13 protein-coding genes are annotated in these 18229 nt (G+C 52.2%); 8 read left to right on the forward strand and 5 right to left on the reverse strand.

Annotation, left to right across the window (positions count from 1 at the left end; all coding sequences use genetic code 11):
- Positions 1 to 93: 93 nt before the first annotated feature.
- The 4 genes from xdh to ssnA all read right to left on the reverse strand — a co-directional run bounded on the left by xdh (position 94) and on the right by ssnA (position 8180).
- A complete protein-coding gene (gene xdh / locus HMPREF3201_RS04470) occupies positions 94 to 2781 on the reverse strand; it encodes a selenium-dependent xanthine dehydrogenase (RefSeq protein ID WP_062411947.1) in 2688 nt (895 codons plus the stop codon).
- 120 nt (positions 2782 to 2901) lie between these two features.
- Entirely contained in the window at positions 2902 to 4302 is a 1401-nt protein-coding gene (gene hydA / locus HMPREF3201_RS04475) for a dihydropyrimidinase (protein WP_062411948.1), read from the reverse strand.
- 16 nt (positions 4303 to 4318) lie between these two features.
- Positions 4319 to 6829: a putative selenate reductase subunit YgfK gene (gene ygfK, locus HMPREF3201_RS04480; RefSeq protein WP_062411949.1), complete on the reverse strand. Its 2511-nt coding sequence runs from the start codon at positions 6827 to 6829 to the stop codon at positions 4319 to 4321.
- Positions 6830 to 6842: 13 nt separating this feature from the next.
- Positions 6843 to 8180: a putative aminohydrolase SsnA gene (gene ssnA, locus HMPREF3201_RS04485; RefSeq protein WP_062411950.1), complete on the reverse strand. Its 1338-nt coding sequence runs from the start codon at positions 8178 to 8180 to the stop codon at positions 6843 to 6845.
- A gap of 312 nt (positions 8181 to 8492) precedes the next feature.
- On the opposite strand from ssnA, the gene HMPREF3201_RS04490 reads away from it, so the two are divergent.
- The 6 genes from HMPREF3201_RS04490 to HMPREF3201_RS04515 all read left to right on the forward strand — a co-directional run bounded on the left by HMPREF3201_RS04490 (position 8493) and on the right by HMPREF3201_RS04515 (position 15523).
- Positions 8493 to 9131: a helix-turn-helix transcriptional regulator gene (locus HMPREF3201_RS04490; RefSeq protein ID WP_062411951.1), complete on the forward strand. Its 639-nt coding sequence runs from the start codon at positions 8493 to 8495 to the stop codon at positions 9129 to 9131.
- A gap of 198 nt (positions 9132 to 9329) precedes the next feature.
- Positions 9330 to 10538: a diaminopropionate ammonia-lyase gene (gene dpaL, locus HMPREF3201_RS04495; RefSeq protein ID WP_062411952.1), complete on the forward strand. Its 1209-nt coding sequence runs from the start codon at positions 9330 to 9332 to the stop codon at positions 10536 to 10538.
- 39 nt (positions 10539 to 10577) lie between these two features.
- Positions 10578 to 11897: a YgeY family selenium metabolism-linked hydrolase gene (locus HMPREF3201_RS04500; RefSeq protein WP_062411953.1), complete on the forward strand. Its 1320-nt coding sequence runs from the start codon at positions 10578 to 10580 to the stop codon at positions 11895 to 11897.
- Between the two features lie 30 nt (positions 11898 to 11927).
- A complete protein-coding gene (gene ygeW / locus HMPREF3201_RS04505) occupies positions 11928 to 13121 on the forward strand; it encodes a knotted carbamoyltransferase YgeW (protein WP_062411954.1) in 1194 nt (397 codons plus the stop codon).
- A gap of 65 nt (positions 13122 to 13186) precedes the next feature.
- Positions 13187 to 14137 (forward strand): carbamate kinase, encoded by a 951-nt coding sequence (gene arcC, locus HMPREF3201_RS04510; protein WP_062411955.1) that lies wholly within the window; start codon positions 13187 to 13189, stop codon positions 14135 to 14137.
- Positions 14138 to 14152: 15 nt separating this feature from the next.
- Positions 14153 to 15523, forward strand: coding sequence for a uracil-xanthine permease family protein (locus HMPREF3201_RS04515; RefSeq protein ID WP_197408258.1), 1371 nt, complete (start codon positions 14153 to 14155; stop codon positions 15521 to 15523).
- Here the strand turns inward: HMPREF3201_RS04515 and HMPREF3201_RS04520 are convergent.
- A complete protein-coding gene (locus HMPREF3201_RS04520) occupies positions 15489 to 16379 on the reverse strand; it encodes a LysR family transcriptional regulator (protein WP_062411956.1) in 891 nt (296 codons plus the stop codon). The two genes, HMPREF3201_RS04515 and HMPREF3201_RS04520, sit on opposite strands and share 35 nt — an antisense overlap.
- A gap of 108 nt (positions 16380 to 16487) precedes the next feature.
- Between HMPREF3201_RS04520 and HMPREF3201_RS04525 the strand changes: the two genes are divergently transcribed.
- Both HMPREF3201_RS04525 and HMPREF3201_RS04530 read left to right on the forward strand, forming a co-directional pair.
- Positions 16488 to 17369, forward strand: coding sequence for a DMT family transporter (locus tag HMPREF3201_RS04525; RefSeq protein WP_062411957.1), 882 nt, complete (start codon positions 16488 to 16490; stop codon positions 17367 to 17369).
- A gap of 182 nt (positions 17370 to 17551) precedes the next feature.
- Positions 17552 to 17821, forward strand: coding sequence for a hypothetical protein (locus HMPREF3201_RS04530; protein ID WP_154254612.1), 270 nt, complete (start codon positions 17552 to 17554; stop codon positions 17819 to 17821).
- Positions 17822 to 18229 lie beyond the last annotated feature (408 nt).

Genomic DNA, 18229 nt, shown 5'->3' on the forward strand with positions numbered 1-18229 from the left:
CCCTCAACCTGCCGGGCAAGTTGAGGGGTTTTATGGTATTTTTTATTATTATACTGCATTTTTTAACAGCCGTCAGGCCTCTTTCAAAAGGCCTCATTTTTTTCGACTGTACGGCGTCCCTACTAAGGGGATTTCCGTTTGGAACTGGCCGTTCCACTTATAGTACGCCCCGGCGACGGCCGGTGCCGTCGGAATCGACGTGATTTCACCGACGCCGATAGCCCCATAGGCAACATCGACGCCTTCCTTTTCAATGGCAATGGCTTCGACATCCGGTGCCTTATCGGCCCGCATCAGGCCTAAAGTGCCGTATTTTGCCGTCGGCTTACAGTGGTCGAGGGGATACTGTTCACTCAGAGCGTAGCCGCAGCCCATGATCGTCCCGCCTTCAATCTGTCCTTCCAGGCTCTTGCGGTTGACGACGCGGCCGACGTCGTGAGCGGCGACCATCTTTTGAATCGTCCCGTCTTCCTTGAGGATACAGACATGGGTCGCATAGCCATAGGCAACGTGCGACACAGGGTTTTCTACATCGGCTCCCATCTTATCGGTTTTACCGAGATATTCGCCGATATATTCCCGACCGCTTAGCGTATCTAAATCGCTGCCGGTAAAGCGGACCCTCGCCGTCGCCGACGATTCTTGTTCAACCGTGACACCTTCTAAGTAGTCACTGGGGCGGCTCGTTTCTTCGTAAACCAGGCCCTTAGCATGAAACAGGTCCCGCCGCAGGTCTTTAGCCGCCCGCCGCGCCGCTTCGCCGGTCAGCGTCGTCTGACGGGATCCGGACGTCGTACCGGCATCGGGCGACGTAGCCGTATTGGGCATATGCCATTTAATGGCTTCAATGGGAAGGCCGGCTGCCTGGGATACGATCTGTACCAAGACCGTGCCGACGCCCTGGCCGATGCAGGAGGCCGATGAATAGATATGAACCCTGCCGTCGCGGACGACGAGGCGGCAGCGGCCATAGTCTGGAAGTCCGACACCGACGCCGGAGTTCTTCAAGGCACAGGCAATGCCCACATAGGGACCGCTGTGATAGTACGCGTCTTTTACGGCTTCCAGCGTTTCGACAAGGCCCGTTGACGGGTCGGCAATCTGACCGTTAGGCAGGACTTCTCCCGGCCGGATAGCGTTTCGATAGCGAATTTCCCAAGGATCGATGCCGGCTAATTCAGCCAGTTTATTTAAGTTTAATTCCGTTGCAAAAATCGTCTGGGTTACGCCAAAGCCGCGAAAGGCCCCGGCGGGAGGATTATTGGTGTAAACGGCTGTGCCTTCAATATCGATGGTCTGATAATTATAAGGCCCCGCCGCATGGGTGCAGGCTCTTTGAAGGACCGGCCCGCCCAGGGAGGCATAGGCTCCGTTGTCGGTGACGGCAATCAGTTTCATGGCCGTCAACTTGCCATTTTCATCACAAGCCGTCGTTAAATCCATGCTGAACTGATGGCGCTTCGGATGAATCAGGATGCTCTCCTGACGGGTCAGCTTCACTTTACAGATCCGTTTACAGACATAGGCTACGAGAGCGGCCAGATGCTGGACCGTCACGTCTTCTTTTCCGCCGAATCCGCCGCCGACGAAGCAGTTTTCGACGATGATCTTTTCTTCCGGAAGACCCAGCATGAGGGCCGTTTCCCGCCGCGTATCGTAAATGCCCTGATCGGACGAATAGACGAAAACGCCGTCATCGAAAGGCATGGCAACGGCACATTCCGGTTCTAAGAAGGCGTGTTCCGTCCATGGCGTTTCAAAATGGTGAGTCACCTTGTATTTCGACGCGGCAATGACGGCATCGGCATCGCCGCGTACGAGATGTTCATGAGCCAGAATATTGGTCCCTGCCGACGGGTGAACCAAGGGCGCATCTTCGGCCAGGGCCTCTTCGGCACAGGTCAATGGCGGTAGTTCTTCGTATTCTATCTCAACGAGTTTCTTGGCTTCGGCCAATATCTCCGGCGTTTCAGCCGCTACCATGACGATGGCATCGCCTAAATAATGGGTCGCCGTCCCGACGGGAATGAGGGTATCCCAATCGACCTTTAAATGGCCGACCTTTACCGAACCGGGAATATCATCGGCCGTCAACACGCAGACGACGCCCGGCAGGGCCTTGGCCCTTTCCGTGTGAATGGCCTTTACAACAGCTCTCGGGTACGCACTGCGAATGGCGCTGCCATAGCACATGTCCGGCAAATCGACGTCATCCAGATCGTCGGTATATTTTCCCGTTCCCAATACCTTGGTCTTGACGTTGACGCGCTGGCAGGGATCGCCGACACCGCGATAGCCCCCGACGACAGGAATCGGTGCATCATCCTGCAGCAGTTCCGCCGCCAGGGCAATGGCATCGATGATCTTCTTATACCCCGTACAGCGGCAAATATTGTTGCGGATAGCCGCTGTGATTTCCAGTCGGGTCGGCTTCGGATTGGTATCGATAAGAGCCTTGCCGCACATGACCATCCCGGGAATGCAGAAGCCGCATTGAACGGCGCCAGCTTCACCAAAAGCATAGACGAAGACGTCTTTTTCCCGCTGTGACAGTCCTTCTACAGTCACAATGTGCTTGCCTTCGAGACGGCCCGCTTTCTGTACACAAGCCTTGGTCGCCTTGCCGTCAATGATGACCGTACAGGTCCCGCAGGCGCCTTCACTACAGCCATCCTTTACGGATTTCAGCCGCAGGTCACGGCGCAAAATATCGATTAATTTACGGTCCGGATCAACGGCCACTTCCCGACCATTGATCCATAACTTACATGTCCTATCCATAACAGTTCCTCTTTCCGCCCATCCGGACTTTCAGTGATACGTCTGTCATGGCTGCCATTTCGCTAGAGCCAGCTGCTTCCAGCGAGGGAAAATACCAGACAGGAAATGATACTTATGAATTTATAATCTAATGATGTCCTCATAGGGCACGGTGCGCTTTCGGCGCAGCAACTGGCCATCGCCTTTTTGCCCAAGGAAGACGTTGTTCTTAGCAATGAGCTGTCCCCTTAAAAATACATGAGAAATGGTGCAGTCCGTCGTCATGCCCTCATACGGCGAGTAGCCGCAGGTCGTGTGCAAATTGTCCTTGCCGATGGTCCGCTGCTGTGACGGGTCGATGATGACGATGTCGGCATCACTTCCCGGAAGGAGGGTCCCCTTTTTCGGATAGAGTCCAAAAATCTTGGCGGCATTGGTACTGGTCAGGCGAACGAATTGACTCAACGAAAGCCGCCCTTTGACGACGCCTTTACTAAAGAGTAATGGCATTCGTTCTTCTACGCCGGATACGCCGCCGGGGCAGCCGCGAAAATCTGCGACGTGAGCCTGTTTTTCTTCGATGGTAAAGGGGCAGTGATCGGTCGCCACGACTTGAACCGTTCCATCCTGCAAAGCGCTCCACAAGGCCTCATTATCTTCCTTCTGGCGTAACGGCGGGGCCATCATGTATTTAATACCTTCTAAAGGACCGCCATCGATAAATTTATCTTCGCGCAGCAGTAAGTATTGGGGGCACGTTTCACTATATACGTTCCGCTGCCCTTCCTGCCGCGCCAGACGAAGCTGTGCTACACTTTCATGCGCCGACGTGTGAACGATGTAAACTGGGGCATCTCCACAAGCCCGGGCCGTGGCTAATACTTGACCGACAGCCGATGCTTCGGCCGCATTCGGCCGCGTTCGTGCCTGACCGATGGGAGCCAATTCATCCTTCGTCAAAGATTGGCGGAGGCTATTGGTAATGCCGTCGCTTTCAGCATGGACCGTCAGCAGTCCGCCATGAGCTTTCAGGACGGGAAAGAGTTTCATCATCTCAGTTTCCCCCATGGGGTAGCCATAAGTCGTATAAGCCTTGAAACTCGGAAATCCTTCTTCAATCAGCTCCGCCAGTTCTTGTAAGATAGACTCATCGACGTGCTGGAAGACACCATGGAAACTATAATCAACGGGACAGGTTTCAGCCAATTTCTTGTATTGCTCAAAGGGATATCGCAGAGAGCAGCCTTCCGGACCAAAGGCCATGTGGTCGATGATGGTCGTCGTCCCGCCGCAGGCAGCTGCCACACCGCCGCTGTAAAAATCGTCACACGAGCGATACTTCGGCGACTGCTGCAAGTCCATATGGGTGTGCGGGTCGATACCACCGGGGCAGACATACATCCCATCGGCATGGATGACTTCTTCACTGCCCTTATGGCCGATGCAGCCCAGGGACCAAATTTTCCCGTCACGAAGGGTGATATCTGCCTGGAAATGCTCCCCCTCCAGGCAAACCGTTCCGCCTTTGATGATGTAATCCATGATGGTTCCTTCTTCCTTATTTCACGAACAGATAGTCATAGTCTTTCATGACGGCCGTCATAAAGCCGCACAGTTCTTCGGAAATGGTGTCGTCGCCCGATTCGAGGGTCGTCGTCCAAACCTGTCCGTCGAGCCGCACCTTACAGCGTCCGCTCTCTTTATCGATCACGACAAAGCCTTGATTGTCGCTATTCATAAAGTCCGCTTCATTCGCAAACAGAGTCAATTTATCCAGGTACGGCGCACCGCCCCAGGGGCAGAAGGTCCGGCAGTTGCCGCATTCGTTGCACAGGGCATCGAGGTGGAGAATCTGCCGCTGCAGATGGCCCGGCACTTCGATGGCAACGTTGGCCCGGTTGGGACAGACTTCCGTACAGACTTCACAGATGCTGTCGCAGTGGAGACAGCGTCCGTCACAGCCCTCAGCCGGCGGCGCTGTTAAAAAGCCGCGTTGGTCGTAAACATCGTTTACATCGGGCATCAGGGTCGTATCGACACTGGTACATTGCCCTAAGATTTCCTCTGCCGCTCTTTTCCCATCGGCAATACATTCTACGACGGACGTCGTCTTGCCCTGACGGCCATCGCCGATGAGCGTCAGTCCGTCGATATCGCCGGCATTCGATGCCCCGATTTTCCCCTTCACGCCGCAGCCGGCCAGAACATAGTCGAAAGAATCTAACTCATCGAAGGATGAAATGACCTTATCGGAAACGATGCGTACGCCGAGTTTTTGAATCAAGGCCACGTCTTTATCGATGGCGTCAGTCGAAATCTCGCCCTTCTTGTCACAGAGGAAGGTACGGACCAAACCGCCCGGCGCCGGATTTTTATCGAATACGGTAACCGTTACGCCGCCGCGGGCTAAGAAGTACGCCGCCGCAAGACCTGCCGGGCCGCCGCCGATAACAGCTGCCGTTTTTCCCATCGGCTCCGGAACGGTAAGAGAGGCCATGACGCCATCCCAACCCTTTTCAGCCGCCATGAGCTTGTTCTGCCGGATTTCTACGGCAGCTTCATAGAAGTTCCTCGTACAGCTATTCATACAGGTATGATAACAGACGGTCCCGGTGATGAAAGGCAGGGGGTTCTTTTCCAAGATGATCTGAAGGGCTTCGACATACTTTTTATCGGCCACTAAATCCATGTAGGCCGTAATATCCTGATGGATGGGACAGGTATCGATACAGGGCGCCGTGAAACAGTCCATCAAGGGCAGTTCCCGTTTGTTCTTTCGATGCTGAGCCTTCGGATCCAGACGGGCATAGTGGCGGTCTCCGGAGGCAGATTCCAATAAAGCGTTCAGTTTACCGACGTTTACACCCGTAAATGCTTGGCCCGCCTGGCCTGTCAAAAGATTGGCCATCTGCACCAGTCTCTCGTAACCGCCGGGCTTCAATAAGGTCGTCGCCACCGTAACCGGCCAAATGCCGGCTGACACAATATCGGCGATATTATGAGCATCGGCGCCGCCGCTGTAGGAAATTTGCAGCTTCCCGTCGAAGGCTTCACTCAGTTTCTTGGCTACATTCATGGACAAGAAGAACAGAGGCTTGCCAGACATATACATTTCCGTTCCTGGAAGTTCATGCCGCGTAATGGCGACGGGGAAGGTGTTGGTCAGTTTTACGCCAAAAATCCGGCCTTCAGCGGTACCGACGTCTTGGAGCCGCTTCAACAAGGCAATGGCATCGTCATACTGTAAATCGGCCTTAAAGTGACTGTCATCGAAGACCATGTGGCCATAGCCTAAGGTATCCATGCAGTTTCGCACGAACTCATAGCCGAGGAGGGTCGGATTGCATTTTACAAAGGTATGAACTTTCTTTTCCTTCAATAAATAACTGGCAATCCGTTCGATTTCATCTGGCGGACAGCCGTGCATCGTCGAAACCGTAATCGAATTACAGATGTCGGCTGGAATGGCTTCGACGTCTTCCCGGCGAAGTTTCTGGAATCGATCCAAGTGGGCGAGCAGCCAGGACTTACAGTCTTTGAAGATATCCGTCTGGGACGCATCCTTCAAATTTTCTATAAAGGTGTCGATTTTAGGTGTCTGTATACCGGCCAAATCATAGCCGACGGACATATTAAACTGCATCCCGTCGGACCGCCCCAGGCCGTATTCGACAGCCATGACATGAACCAAGAACCAGGCTTTTACGTACTCTTCAAAGGCCTTGAGAACCGTAAGCTCCGTCGACCATTCAACGTTATAGCCCTCGTCATCGGCCTTGATACAGGGTTTGGGGACGGGCAAATCTTCACCGTCAAGCTGCTGCACGGTCTTCAATTCAAAGAATCGGGCCCCGGCAGCATAGGCAGCGGCAATGTTCTGGGCCAACTGCGTATGGGGGCCGGCCGCCGGCCCGAAGGGCAATTCTAACGGGCGGTCAAAAATGTCATATGGTGTTTGATTACCGGCTTTATATTGGTGGTGAACCCCAAAAATCGTACCACTCGGTGCTTCCCGTAATATCCAATTCATTAAATCCCCGAAGGGAATCGATGTCATGCGATCACTCATGATACCTGCCTCCTTACAAATAGCCGTTAATGCGCCCGGCCAGGACAGCGGCGCCTTCGCGAATTTTAGCCATCAAAGCATTTTCATCGACAGTAGTCAGTTCCCGATCTTTCATCAGGACCTTGCCGTTGGCAATGGTCGTGACGACGTTGCGTCCCGTCATGCCAAACAGGATGTGACCGTCGATATTTTCTTCATTCATCGGCGTCGGTGCCGTATAGTCAAGGACGATGACGTCAGCTGCCGCCCCTTCTTTTAAGACTCCTAAAGGAGCCTTGAAGTACCGGTTGGCGATGACGGCATTATTTTCAAATAACATCTGCGGTACTTCAGCCCAAGCGGCCGTAGCATCGCAAAGATGATGTTTGTGCAGAATATTGGCTACCTTATAAGACTCGATCATATCGTGGGTGTAGCCATCGGTGCCCAAACCGGTCAAGATACCGCGGTGAACCATTTCCATCGTCGGCGGACAGCCGCAGGCATTGCCCATATTCGACTCAGGGTTGTGAACGACCATCGTATCCGTTTCCTTGATGAGGTCCATCTCATGAGCATTGACGTAGATACAGTGACCGAGCAGGGTCTTTGGCCCGAGAATCTTCCAATCATACAGGCGGTCGACGATGCGTTTGCCGTGTTTTTTCAAGCAGTCGTGCAGATCTTCAATCCCTTCGGCCACGTGGATGTGATAACCCACGCCGTCGGGCTTGTGTTCTGCCGCCAAGTTCATCGTCTCATCGCTGAGGGTAAACTGAGCGTGCATGCCCATCATACCGGCCAGCATATCCGTCGTATCCTGCTGCGCATGGCGGATCCAGGCCTCATTTTCTAAGACCGCCTGCCGCGCTTTATCGGCGCCGTCCCGGTCAGACACTTCGTAACACAGACAGGAGCGGACGCCCATTTCTTGAGCAGCCTGACCGATGGCAAACAGGCTGTCCTTGATTTCGCCAAAGCTGGCATGATGATCGAAAATCGTCGTCACGCCGCTTTTGATGCATTCGACATACGTCGCCATGGCACTCAAGTAGGTCAGGTCATTGGTCAAATGGCGGTCCATATTCCACCACAGTCCGTCGAGAATATCTAAAAAGCCCTTCGGGGCATAGCCTTCGATGTGAAGTCCCCGGGCCATAGCGCTGTAGATATGTTCGTGCGTATTAATAAAGGCCGGCATGATGACGCCGTCTTTCGCGTCGATAAAGGACGCTTCTGGAAAACGCTTGCGCAAGTCGGCAGTCCGGCCGATACCGCAAATTTTCGTACCGTCTATGGCAACGGCACCATCGGGAACATATGGATTCCGAGAATCCCGTGTCACGACGTGTCCATTTCCTACAATAATCATATAACTCCCTCCTCCGTCATCTAACATACTGACGATGTTTCCATCTATTGTATTTTTATCATATCGTCATTGTCATTCATGAATCTATCTTAATACTACCGTTTTGTAAGTTTTCTGTCAAACTTTTTTGAGCCTAAAAAATTTTGTTGTTAATTTTATTATAGTTCGACGATAAGGATGATTTTTTGACATATAGATTTTTCGATGAGAGCCGTTACATTCTCTTAAAAATGTGGTATAGTAACATTACCTAAAAAATTTTTAGCAGAACAGCTAATAATCTGTTTTCTGTCATAGAGAGAGGTGTCTTTTATGTTAGACGATGCCGTCCTTAACTTTTTACGCCATTTAGCCAAGGGCCTGGCCGACCAGTTCGGACCCAACTGTGAAATCGTCATCCATGATTTGAGTGACAATTATAAAGAAAATTCTATTGTAGCCATCGAAAACGGCCACGTTTCCAACCGCAAAGTCGGCGATGGACCTTCCCTTGCCGTTCTCGACGCCCTGAAAAGCGATCCCCAAAAATTGGAAGACCACGCCAGCTACCTGACCAAAACCAAAGACGGCCGCATCTTAAAATCGACGACCATCTACATTCGAAATGACGAACAGAAAATCATCGGCGTCTTTTCCATCAATTACGATATTACCGAATTGATCATGATTGAAAATGCCATAAAACCGCTGGTATCGGTCGAGTCCGAAGAAAAGGCCAGCCCGATTCCACAAAACGTCACCGACTGCCTCAACGACCTCATCGAAGAATCGACGCGGCAAGTCGGAAAACCGGTACCGCTCATGACCCGCGAAGATAAGATCAAGGCCATCAAGTTTTTAAATGACCGCGGCGCCCTACTCATTACCAAGGCCGGCGATAAAATCTCCAAGCACTTCGGGATTTCGAAATACACCTTATATAGTTATATAGACAGCAGCAACGAACCGTAAAAGAGACCGCAAGGTCTCTTTTTATTATGCCCAAATCCGATAGATCTCTTTCTCCTCTTGCAAAAAAAGTGTAGCAACCAAATAGATTTTTAGGTTCATCCTATTGCAAATACGCATAGTCATGTTATACTCTAGATATACAAAAACTTTTAGATTATCTAAAATATTTTTTTCAGTTTATTTTAGGAGGTACGGATTATGAAGAAAGATATGAAATGGGCCATGAATCACTTGCCCAAATCAGACGATAAAAATCTCCCCATCATGAGCCTCAGCGAAATTGAAAAGGCCAGGACCTTTCATCAAAGTTTTCCCCAATATAGTGAAACGCCGCTGACGCGCCTAGATCAGATGGCGCAGTACTTAGGCCTGAAATCGATTTTTATCAAAGACGAATCGTATCGCTTCGGCCTCAACGCCTTCAAAGTCCTCGGCGGCTCCTATGCCATGGCTAAATACATCGCCAAAGAAACGAACCGTAAAATTTCTGACATGCCCTACCAGGTGCTGACTTCTGACGAACTCCGCAAAGATTTTGGCCAAGCCACTTTCTTTACGGCCACCGACGGCAATCACGGCCGCGGCGTCGCCTGGGCCGCACAAAAACTAGGCCAGAAGGCGATCGTACACATGCCCAAGGGGACGACCCAAACCCGATTGGAAAATATCAAAAAACTGGGCGCTGATGTCGACATCTTAGAACTCAACTACGATGACTGTGTCCGCCAGGCTGCCAAAGAAGCCTCGGAAACGCCGCACGGCGTCATGGTTCAGGATACGGCTTGGGACGGCTACGAAGAAATCCCGTCGTGGATCATGCAGGGCTACGGAACGATGGCCATGGAAGCCGGCGAACAGTTGAAAAAAGCCGGTGTTGAACGGCCGACACACATCTTCGTTCAAGCCGGGGTCGGATCTCTGGCCGGAGCCATCGTCGGATATTTTGCCAACCTCTATCAAGACAATCCTCCGAAATTCATCGTCGTCGAAGCCTCGGCGGCTGACTGCCTGTATAAGGGAGCTGCTGCCGGTGACGGCAAGCCCCGCATCGTAGGCGGCGACCTCAACACCATCATGGCCGGTCTTGCCTGCGGGGAACCGAATACGATTTCCTGGGATATCCTTAAGAATCACGTCACGACCTTCGTTTCCGCCGATGACCCGATTACCGTCCGCGGCATGCGCATGCTGGCCGCTCCCTTAAAAGGCGATGCCCCCATCGTATCGGGCGAATCGGGTGCCGTCCCCTTCGGTACCCTGGCAACCATCATGCTGTCCGATGAATGTAAGGAACTTCGTGACCAATTAGACCTCAATGAAAATTCTCAAGTCCTCGCATTTTCAACCGAAGGCGATACCGATCCAGACCGCTACAAAAATATCGTCTGGCGGGGATTCGAAAAATAAAACAGCTCAAAAAGCAAACATATAAAAGGAGAGAGTACCATGACTGTAAATTACGCCAAAATTAAAGAAGCAGCCCAAAACTACGAACAGGATATGACCCGTTTCCTGCGAGACATCGTAAAATACCCCGGTGAAAGCTGCGATGAAAAAGCCCACATCGACCGTATCGCCGAAGAAATGAGAAAACTCGAATTTGATAAGGTAGAAATCGATCCCATGGGAAACGTCCTCGGCTATATGGGAACGGGAAAGACCCTCATCGGCTTCGACGCTCACATCGACACCGTCGGCATCGGCAATAAGGGCAACTGGGCCTTCGATCCCTACGAAGGCTTCGAATCGGATACGGAAATCGGCGGCCGCGGCACATCGGACCAGCTCGGCGGCATCGTATCGGCCGTTTACGGTGCCCGCATCATGAAGGATTTAGGCTTACTGTCCGACGCCTATACGGTCCTCGTCACCGGCACCATCCAGGAAGAAGACTGTGACGGCCTCTGCTGGCAGTACATCATCAACGAAGATAAGGTCCGCCCGGACTTCGTCGTCTCGACGGAACCGACCGACGGCGGCATCTACCGCGGTCAGCGCGGCCGCATGGAAATCCGCGTCGACGTCCAAGGCGTTTCCTGCCACGGTTCGGCACCGGAACGCGGTGACAACGCCATTTACAAGATGGCCGACATCATCCAGGACATCCGGGCCCTCAATGAAAATGACGCCGCCGACACGACGGAAATCAAGGGTTTGGTAAAAATGCTCGATAAGAAATACAACCCGGAATGGGAAGAAGCCAATTTCCTCGGCCGCGGTACCGTTACCTGCTCCCAGATCTTCTACACCTCACCCAGTCGCTGCGCCGTGGCTGACTCCTGCTCCATTTCCCTCGACCGCCGCATGACAGCCGGCGAAACGTGGGAAAGCTGCCTCGACGAAATCCGCGCCCTGCCAAGTGTTAAAAAGTATGGCAACGACGTCACAGTAAGCTTATATGACTATGCTCGCCCCAGTTATACCGGTCTTACCTATCCCATCGAATGCTACTTCCCGACCTGGGTCATTCCCAAGGACCATAAAGTGACGACGGCGTTAGAAGAAGCCTATACAGGTCTCTTCGGCACCAGCCGCATCGGTTCTGCCGAAACGGAAGCCATGCGAAAAGCCCTGCCCCTTACGGATAAATGGACCTTCTCGACCAACGGCGTTTCCATCATGGGCCGCAATGGCATCCCGGTCATCGGCTTTGGCCCCGGAGCCGAAGCACAGGCCCATGCACCAAACGAAAAGACATGGAAACAGGACTTAGTCACCTGCGCCGCCGTTTACGCCGCCTTGCCATCCGTTTACACCAGCAAATAAATTCAATTGACCATAAAAGGAGCTACTCTGATGAAAACTTTACAGGACTATATCGATAAATTAAAAGCCCTCAACTTCAAAGACATGTACGAAAATGACTTCTTCCTCACCTGGGACAAGACCGACGACGAATTGGAAGCCATCTGGGTGTTAGCCGATGCTCTCCGTTTCATGCGGGAAAACAATATTTCCACGAAACTCTTTGAAAGCGGTCTCGGCATTTCCATCTTCCGCGACAACTCGACGCGTACCCGCTTCTCCTTCGCTTCGGCCTGCAATCTCTTAGGCCTCCAAGTTCAGGACCTCGACGAAAAGAAGAGCCAGATTGCCCATGGTGAAACGGTTCGCGAAACGGCCAACATGATTTCCTTTATGGCCGACGTCATCGGGATCCGCGACGACATGTATATCGGCAAGGGTCATGCCTACCAGAAAGAAGTCGTCGATGCCGTTACCCAAGGTTATAAAGACGGAATTCTTGAACAGAAACCGACCTTGGTCAACCTCCAGTGCGATATCGACCATCCGACCCAGTGTATGGCTGACGCAGCGCATATCATTCACGAAATGGGCGGCCTCAAAAACCTGAAAGGCAAAAAAATCGCCATGACCTGGGCCTACTCCCCGTCCTATGGCAAACCCCTGTCCGTTCCCCAAGGCGTCATCGGCCTCATGACCCGCCTCGGCATGGATGTCGTCTTGGCCCATCCCGAAGGCTATGAAGTCATGCCTGATGTCGTCGACGTCGCCAAAAAGAATGCCCAGCAGTCCGGCGGTTCCTTCCGCATAACCAACGATATGGCTGACGCCTTCAAAGACGCCGACGTCGTCTATCCCAAGAGCTGGGCTCCCTTTGCGGCCATGGAAAAACGCACCAACCTCTATGCCGCCGGAGATCAGGCCGGCATCGATGCCTTAGAACAAGAACTGCTGGCGCAAAATGCACAACACAAAGACTGGTGCTGTACAGAAGACATGATGAAGACGACCAAAGACGGCAAAGCCATGTACCTCCACTGCCTGCCCGCCGATATCAATGGCGTCAGCTGTGAAGACGGCGAAGTCGAAGCCTCCGTCTTCGACCGTTACCGCGATTCCCTCTATAAGGAAGCCAGCTATAAACCCTATGTCATCGCAGCCATGATCATGTTGGCCAAATGCCAGAATCCGGCAGCTACCTTAAAAGCCTTGGAAGAAAAAGGCACTGTCCGTAAACTGAAATAAACCTGCAACCGTGAAAGGGGCCGGTCCTCTGGACCGGCCCCTCTTGTCATAGAAGGAGAATCATTATGACTCAAAAAAAGAAGCGCATCGTCATCGCTCTCGGAGGCAACGCCTTGGGAAACACCCTCCCTGAACAGATGCAGGCCGTCAAAACGACGGCCAAAGCCATCGTCGACCTCATCCAAGAAGGCTGTGAAGTCATCGTTTCCCACGGAAACGGCCCGCAAGTCGGCATGATCAATCACGCCATGGCCGCCTTGAGCCGAGAAGATGTCAATCAACCCAATACGCCTCTGTCGGTCTGTGTCGCTATGAGCCAGGCCTACATCGGCTACGATTTGCAGAATGCTTTACGTGAAGAAATGCACAATCGTGACATTTTTGACATCCCTGTCGCCACCATGGTCACCCAGGTCCGCGTCGATCCCGAAGACCCGGCCTTTAAAAGGCCGACCAAACCCATCGGCCACTTCATGACCAAAGAGCAGGCCGAACACGCAGCCAAAGAATACGGCTATATCGTCAAAGAAGATGCCGGCCGCGGCTGGCGCCGCGTCGTCGCCTCTCCGCAGCCGCGAGAAATCATTGAAATCGGAGCCATAAAAACCCTGGTCGACTCAGGCCAACTGGTCATCGCCTGTGGCGGCGGCGGCATCCCGGTCACCCACCAGGGCAATCATCTGAAGGGCGCCAGTGCCGTCATCGACAAAGACTTTGTCAGCGAACTCTTGGCCGAAGACCTCCACGCCGACTACTTGATCATCTTGACGGCCGTCGAAAACGTCGCCATCAATTTTTCCACACCGGAAGAACAGTCCCTCACCGATATCACCCCCGAAGAAGCTCGGACCTATATGGAACAAGGGCACTTTGCCCCCGGCTCGATGCTGCCGAAAGTACAGGCGGCCGTCAAATTCGCCGAATCGCGACCGGGCCGCACCGCTTTAATTACGCTGCTTCAAAAGGCAAAAGAAGGCATCCTTGGAAAAACGGGTACCCGCATTCATCAGCCTTAAAGGAGGTGCCCCATTGTGGAAAAGCTACCTATTTCAAACACACGCAGCGCCTCCCTCTTTGCCATGGACGGCATTCCTCACTTCTTTGAAGCCCTGCCCTTAGCCCTGCAGCACGTCGTCGCCATGATTGTCGGCTGCGTCACACCGGCCATCATCGTTGCCGGCGCTGCCGGCCTCTCTCAACCTGACCGGATCATCTTGATTCAGGCCTCCCTCATCGCAGCTGCTATCGGGACCATCCTCCAGCTCTATCCCCTGGGAAAGCGCACGGGCATTCACTTCGGAGCCGGCCTTCCGGTCATCTTCGGCGTCAGTTTCGCCTACGTGCCGACCATGCAGTCCCTCGCTGGCGACTACGGCATCGCCGCCATCTTAGGCGCTGAAATTTTCGGCGGAATCTGTGCCATCCTGGTCGGGCTCAGCATCCATCGCATCCGGAAATTCTTTCCGCCCCTCGTGGCCGGGACCGTCGTCTTCACCATCGGCCTTTCCCTCTACCCCATTGCCATCAACTATATGGCCGGCGGACTGGGAACCCCGACGTACGGCAGTTGGCAGAACTGGGTTGTCGCCTTATTCACTCTAATCGTTGTGATATTTTTCACACATTTTACCAGTGGACTCCTGCGCCTGGCATCGATTCTGGTCGGCATCGTAGCCGGATACATACTGGCCCTGGCCATGGGCATGGTCCAATTCGACAACGTCGTAAATGCAGGATATTTTGAAATGCCGCGGGTACTCCACTTCGGACTAGAATTTGATCCCGCCGCCTGCATTGCCATTTCGATCCTGTTCGTCATCAACTCCATCCAGGCCATCGGCGATTTTTCGGCAACCACATCGGGAGCCATGAACCGCCAACCAACATCGGATGAACTCCACGGAGCCATCCTCGGCTTAGGTGCCACCAGCATCGTAGGCTCGGTCCTTGGATTTTTGCCGACAGCATCCTTCAGTCAAAACGTCGGCATCGTCACGACGACAAAAGTCATCAACCGGGCGACCTTGGCCCTGGCAGCCATCATCATCCTCATCGCCGGTATCGTTCCCAAGTTTTCCGGCTTGTTGACGACGATTCCCTATGCCGTCCTCGGCGGGGCAACGATTCCTGTCTTCGCATCCATTGCCATGACCGGCATCAAACTGGCTCTCTCTGACGGAGCTACGCCGCGCAACATGGCCATCGTAGGTCTTGCCGTTGCCATGGGTATGGGCTTGTCGGCGGCGCCGGAATCACTTCACCTTTTCCCGGCCTGGGTCACGACCATTTTCGGCAAGGCCCCGGTCGTCCTAGCTTCCATCATCGCCATCAGCCTCAACCTCATCCTGCCAAAAAGACACGGTTCCCCTAGTGAGTCGTCATCGGAAGCTGCATCTGACTGATACCGTCCTTTACGTACTTTATGAATTTTTTTACGGCCGGGGCCGCCATGTCCCGACTGGGAATAGCGATGCCAATGGTGATCGTATGAACCGGATCCATTGGTAAGATGGCAACCTTTCCCTGCCACTGTGCCGTCATGAGACGGTTGTTCATACTGACTCCCAAACCGGCTTCTACCATCCGGTAGGTCGTATAATTATCGATGGCCGTATAGCGAACCTTGCAGGAAATATTTTCAGCCTTCAGCAAGAGGGCCGAATCCGTATCCTGCTGGGGCAGCGATTCAATAAAAGATTCGTTGGCCAATTCCTTGAGCGGATAGGCCTTAGCCTTGGCTAAGGGATGATTTTCCGGCAGCCACATGACCATCTCATCTTCACATAAGGGAATCCAATCTCCTGAAAAAGGGCGCTTCGTCGTGATACAACAGTCGAAGCGCCCTTCTTCGAGCCCTTCATACATGGACTTATTGGCACATTCTTCAATATGGACGTGAACAGAAGGATAGGTCTGCTGAAAGGCCTGAATAATCTGGGGCAGCCAATTGGCGGCGACGCTGAAATAAGATCCGATATAGATATCACCGGCCGTCAACCCGCGAAGCTGGGCGCTGTACTGAAGAATCGTTTCTTCATCGCGGATGAGCTGGCGCAAATAAGGCAGTACAGCTGTCCCTTCACGGGTCAGATGGACGCCCTGAGCCGTTCTTCCTAAGAGAGGAAAACCAATTTCCTTTTCAAGAGACGTAACGGCACGCATGACGCCCGACGGTGTATAGCCGAGTCGCTCCGCTGCAGCCGAAAAACTGCCGGCCCTGACGACCTGCAAGAGAAGTCTGCATTTCTCCGTATTCATAAAAATCACCTTTGCTTTTTTATCAATCCATCATATATTTTTTTGCTATTCTCTCTATGCTGTTTATAGCGTATCATAAAAGTAAGAAAAAAGTAAGGAGGTATTTGTATGAAACAGGGAACTGCTGAATTATTGCTGCTTACCGTCATCGTATCCCGAAGTATTTCCTATGTCTTATCCAAAATCGGCCTGAACGGAATGCCTCCGTTAGAACTCTTGTCCATTCGCTTTTTCCTGACCACCGTTATTTTACTTATCCTGTTCCATAAACGCCTGCCTCAGATTACACCGGCCCTCTTCAAATCAGCCGGGCTTTTGGGGACGCTCCTCTTTGGCTGTATGGCCTGTGAATTGATCAGCCTGACAACGGTAGCGTCTTCCACAGTCGCTTTCCTAGAAAACACGTCTGTCGTTTGGGTCCTGCTGCTCATGGCTGTGCTCAACCGCCAATGGCCGGGAAAACAGGTACTATTGGCAACGACGCTGCTCTTTATCGGCATCGCTTGCCTTACCCTCCAAGGAGCCTCTTTCAGCCTGGCTCCCGGTGAAATAATCTGCCTGACAGGAGCCCTCTTTTATACCGTATGGATTTGCCTGACCGCCCGGTTAGCACGCGAGCATGACCCCTTATTATTGGGAATCCTGCAGATGGGATTTCTCGCCATTTACAGTACCATGGCAAGCCTTCTGTTTGAAGTGCCCGTCATTCCCACCGATACGACGACCTGGTCGGCCATCATCACCTTAGTCCTTATCTGCTCAGTCTTTGGATTTACCTTCCAGCCCGTAGCTCAAAAATATACCAGTGCCGAAAAAGCCGGCCTGTTTACAGCCCTGAACCCTTTGATTGCATCCGTCCTCGGTGCATTTTTCCTCAATGAAATGTTTACAACGACTCAATTAATCGGAGCAATCTTCATCATCACGGGCATCATCATCGTCCAGTTACCGGACAAGGTGCTCTGCAAACTCCATTCTTACCAGAATTAATCATCTCGCGAAAAAATTCTCCTATCGAAAAGGAGTCCGGCTATATGAAAAAATATTGTCTCCTCTTAATGATACTGATTCTTCCATTGCTGACACCTGCCCCTGCTTCAGCAGCCTCAGCATTCAATATGCAGGAAACTTCCATCTTTTCCGATTTATACGGACAGCGTCGAACGCAAGAAATGATCATAATCAGTCCCGACGATGCCGTCGCTCATTCCTTTTACGGCTTAAAAATCGGCGACAAAAAAAGCGATGTCCTCAGGACCTTGCGACCAGCCTTTACGCTAATGTACGAATTAAAAGCCATTGGTCCGGCCTATTTATTGAGCGATGTCGTCTATCCCGATTACTATCTGACGGTCTCCTTTGACGACCAGGACCGCGTGTCGATGATCGTCTATCAGGAAAATAAAAAAGTCCACATCATGACCGATGGGTTGAATGCCTAGACTTTACGCTCTGGATGGACCTATCAACGATAATCTAAATTTGTCTCCCATATTTTATCTCCTTTTATTCGCTCTGCTCGGTCATTCGCCTAACAGGGCATATATATGAAAGAAGCATCGACATCAGTCGGTGCTTCTTTTTTATCCTGTAATGGAAATGTTGCTATCGTATCAGAAAAGCATCCATTAATTTGGGAACGTCAGTCGCGTCGTCTTCGACATTTGTCTGATAATGCTCGATATGTCTGAGAGCTTCTGAATAGTGGCTCTATGGCTTCCTACCAGATTCCCCCTCCCACTCCGAAGTCAAGCTTCGGAGTAAGTGATTCAGTCTGTTTTATGCGTCGCGTTCGCTCCTTTAAAACAGCTTCTCTACTTAAAAAAAGAAGCACTTCATTATCGAAGTGC

Source organism: Megasphaera sp. MJR8396C, from assembly GCF_001546855.1.
Classification (GTDB): Bacteria; Bacillota; Negativicutes; order Veillonellales; family Megasphaeraceae; genus Megasphaera.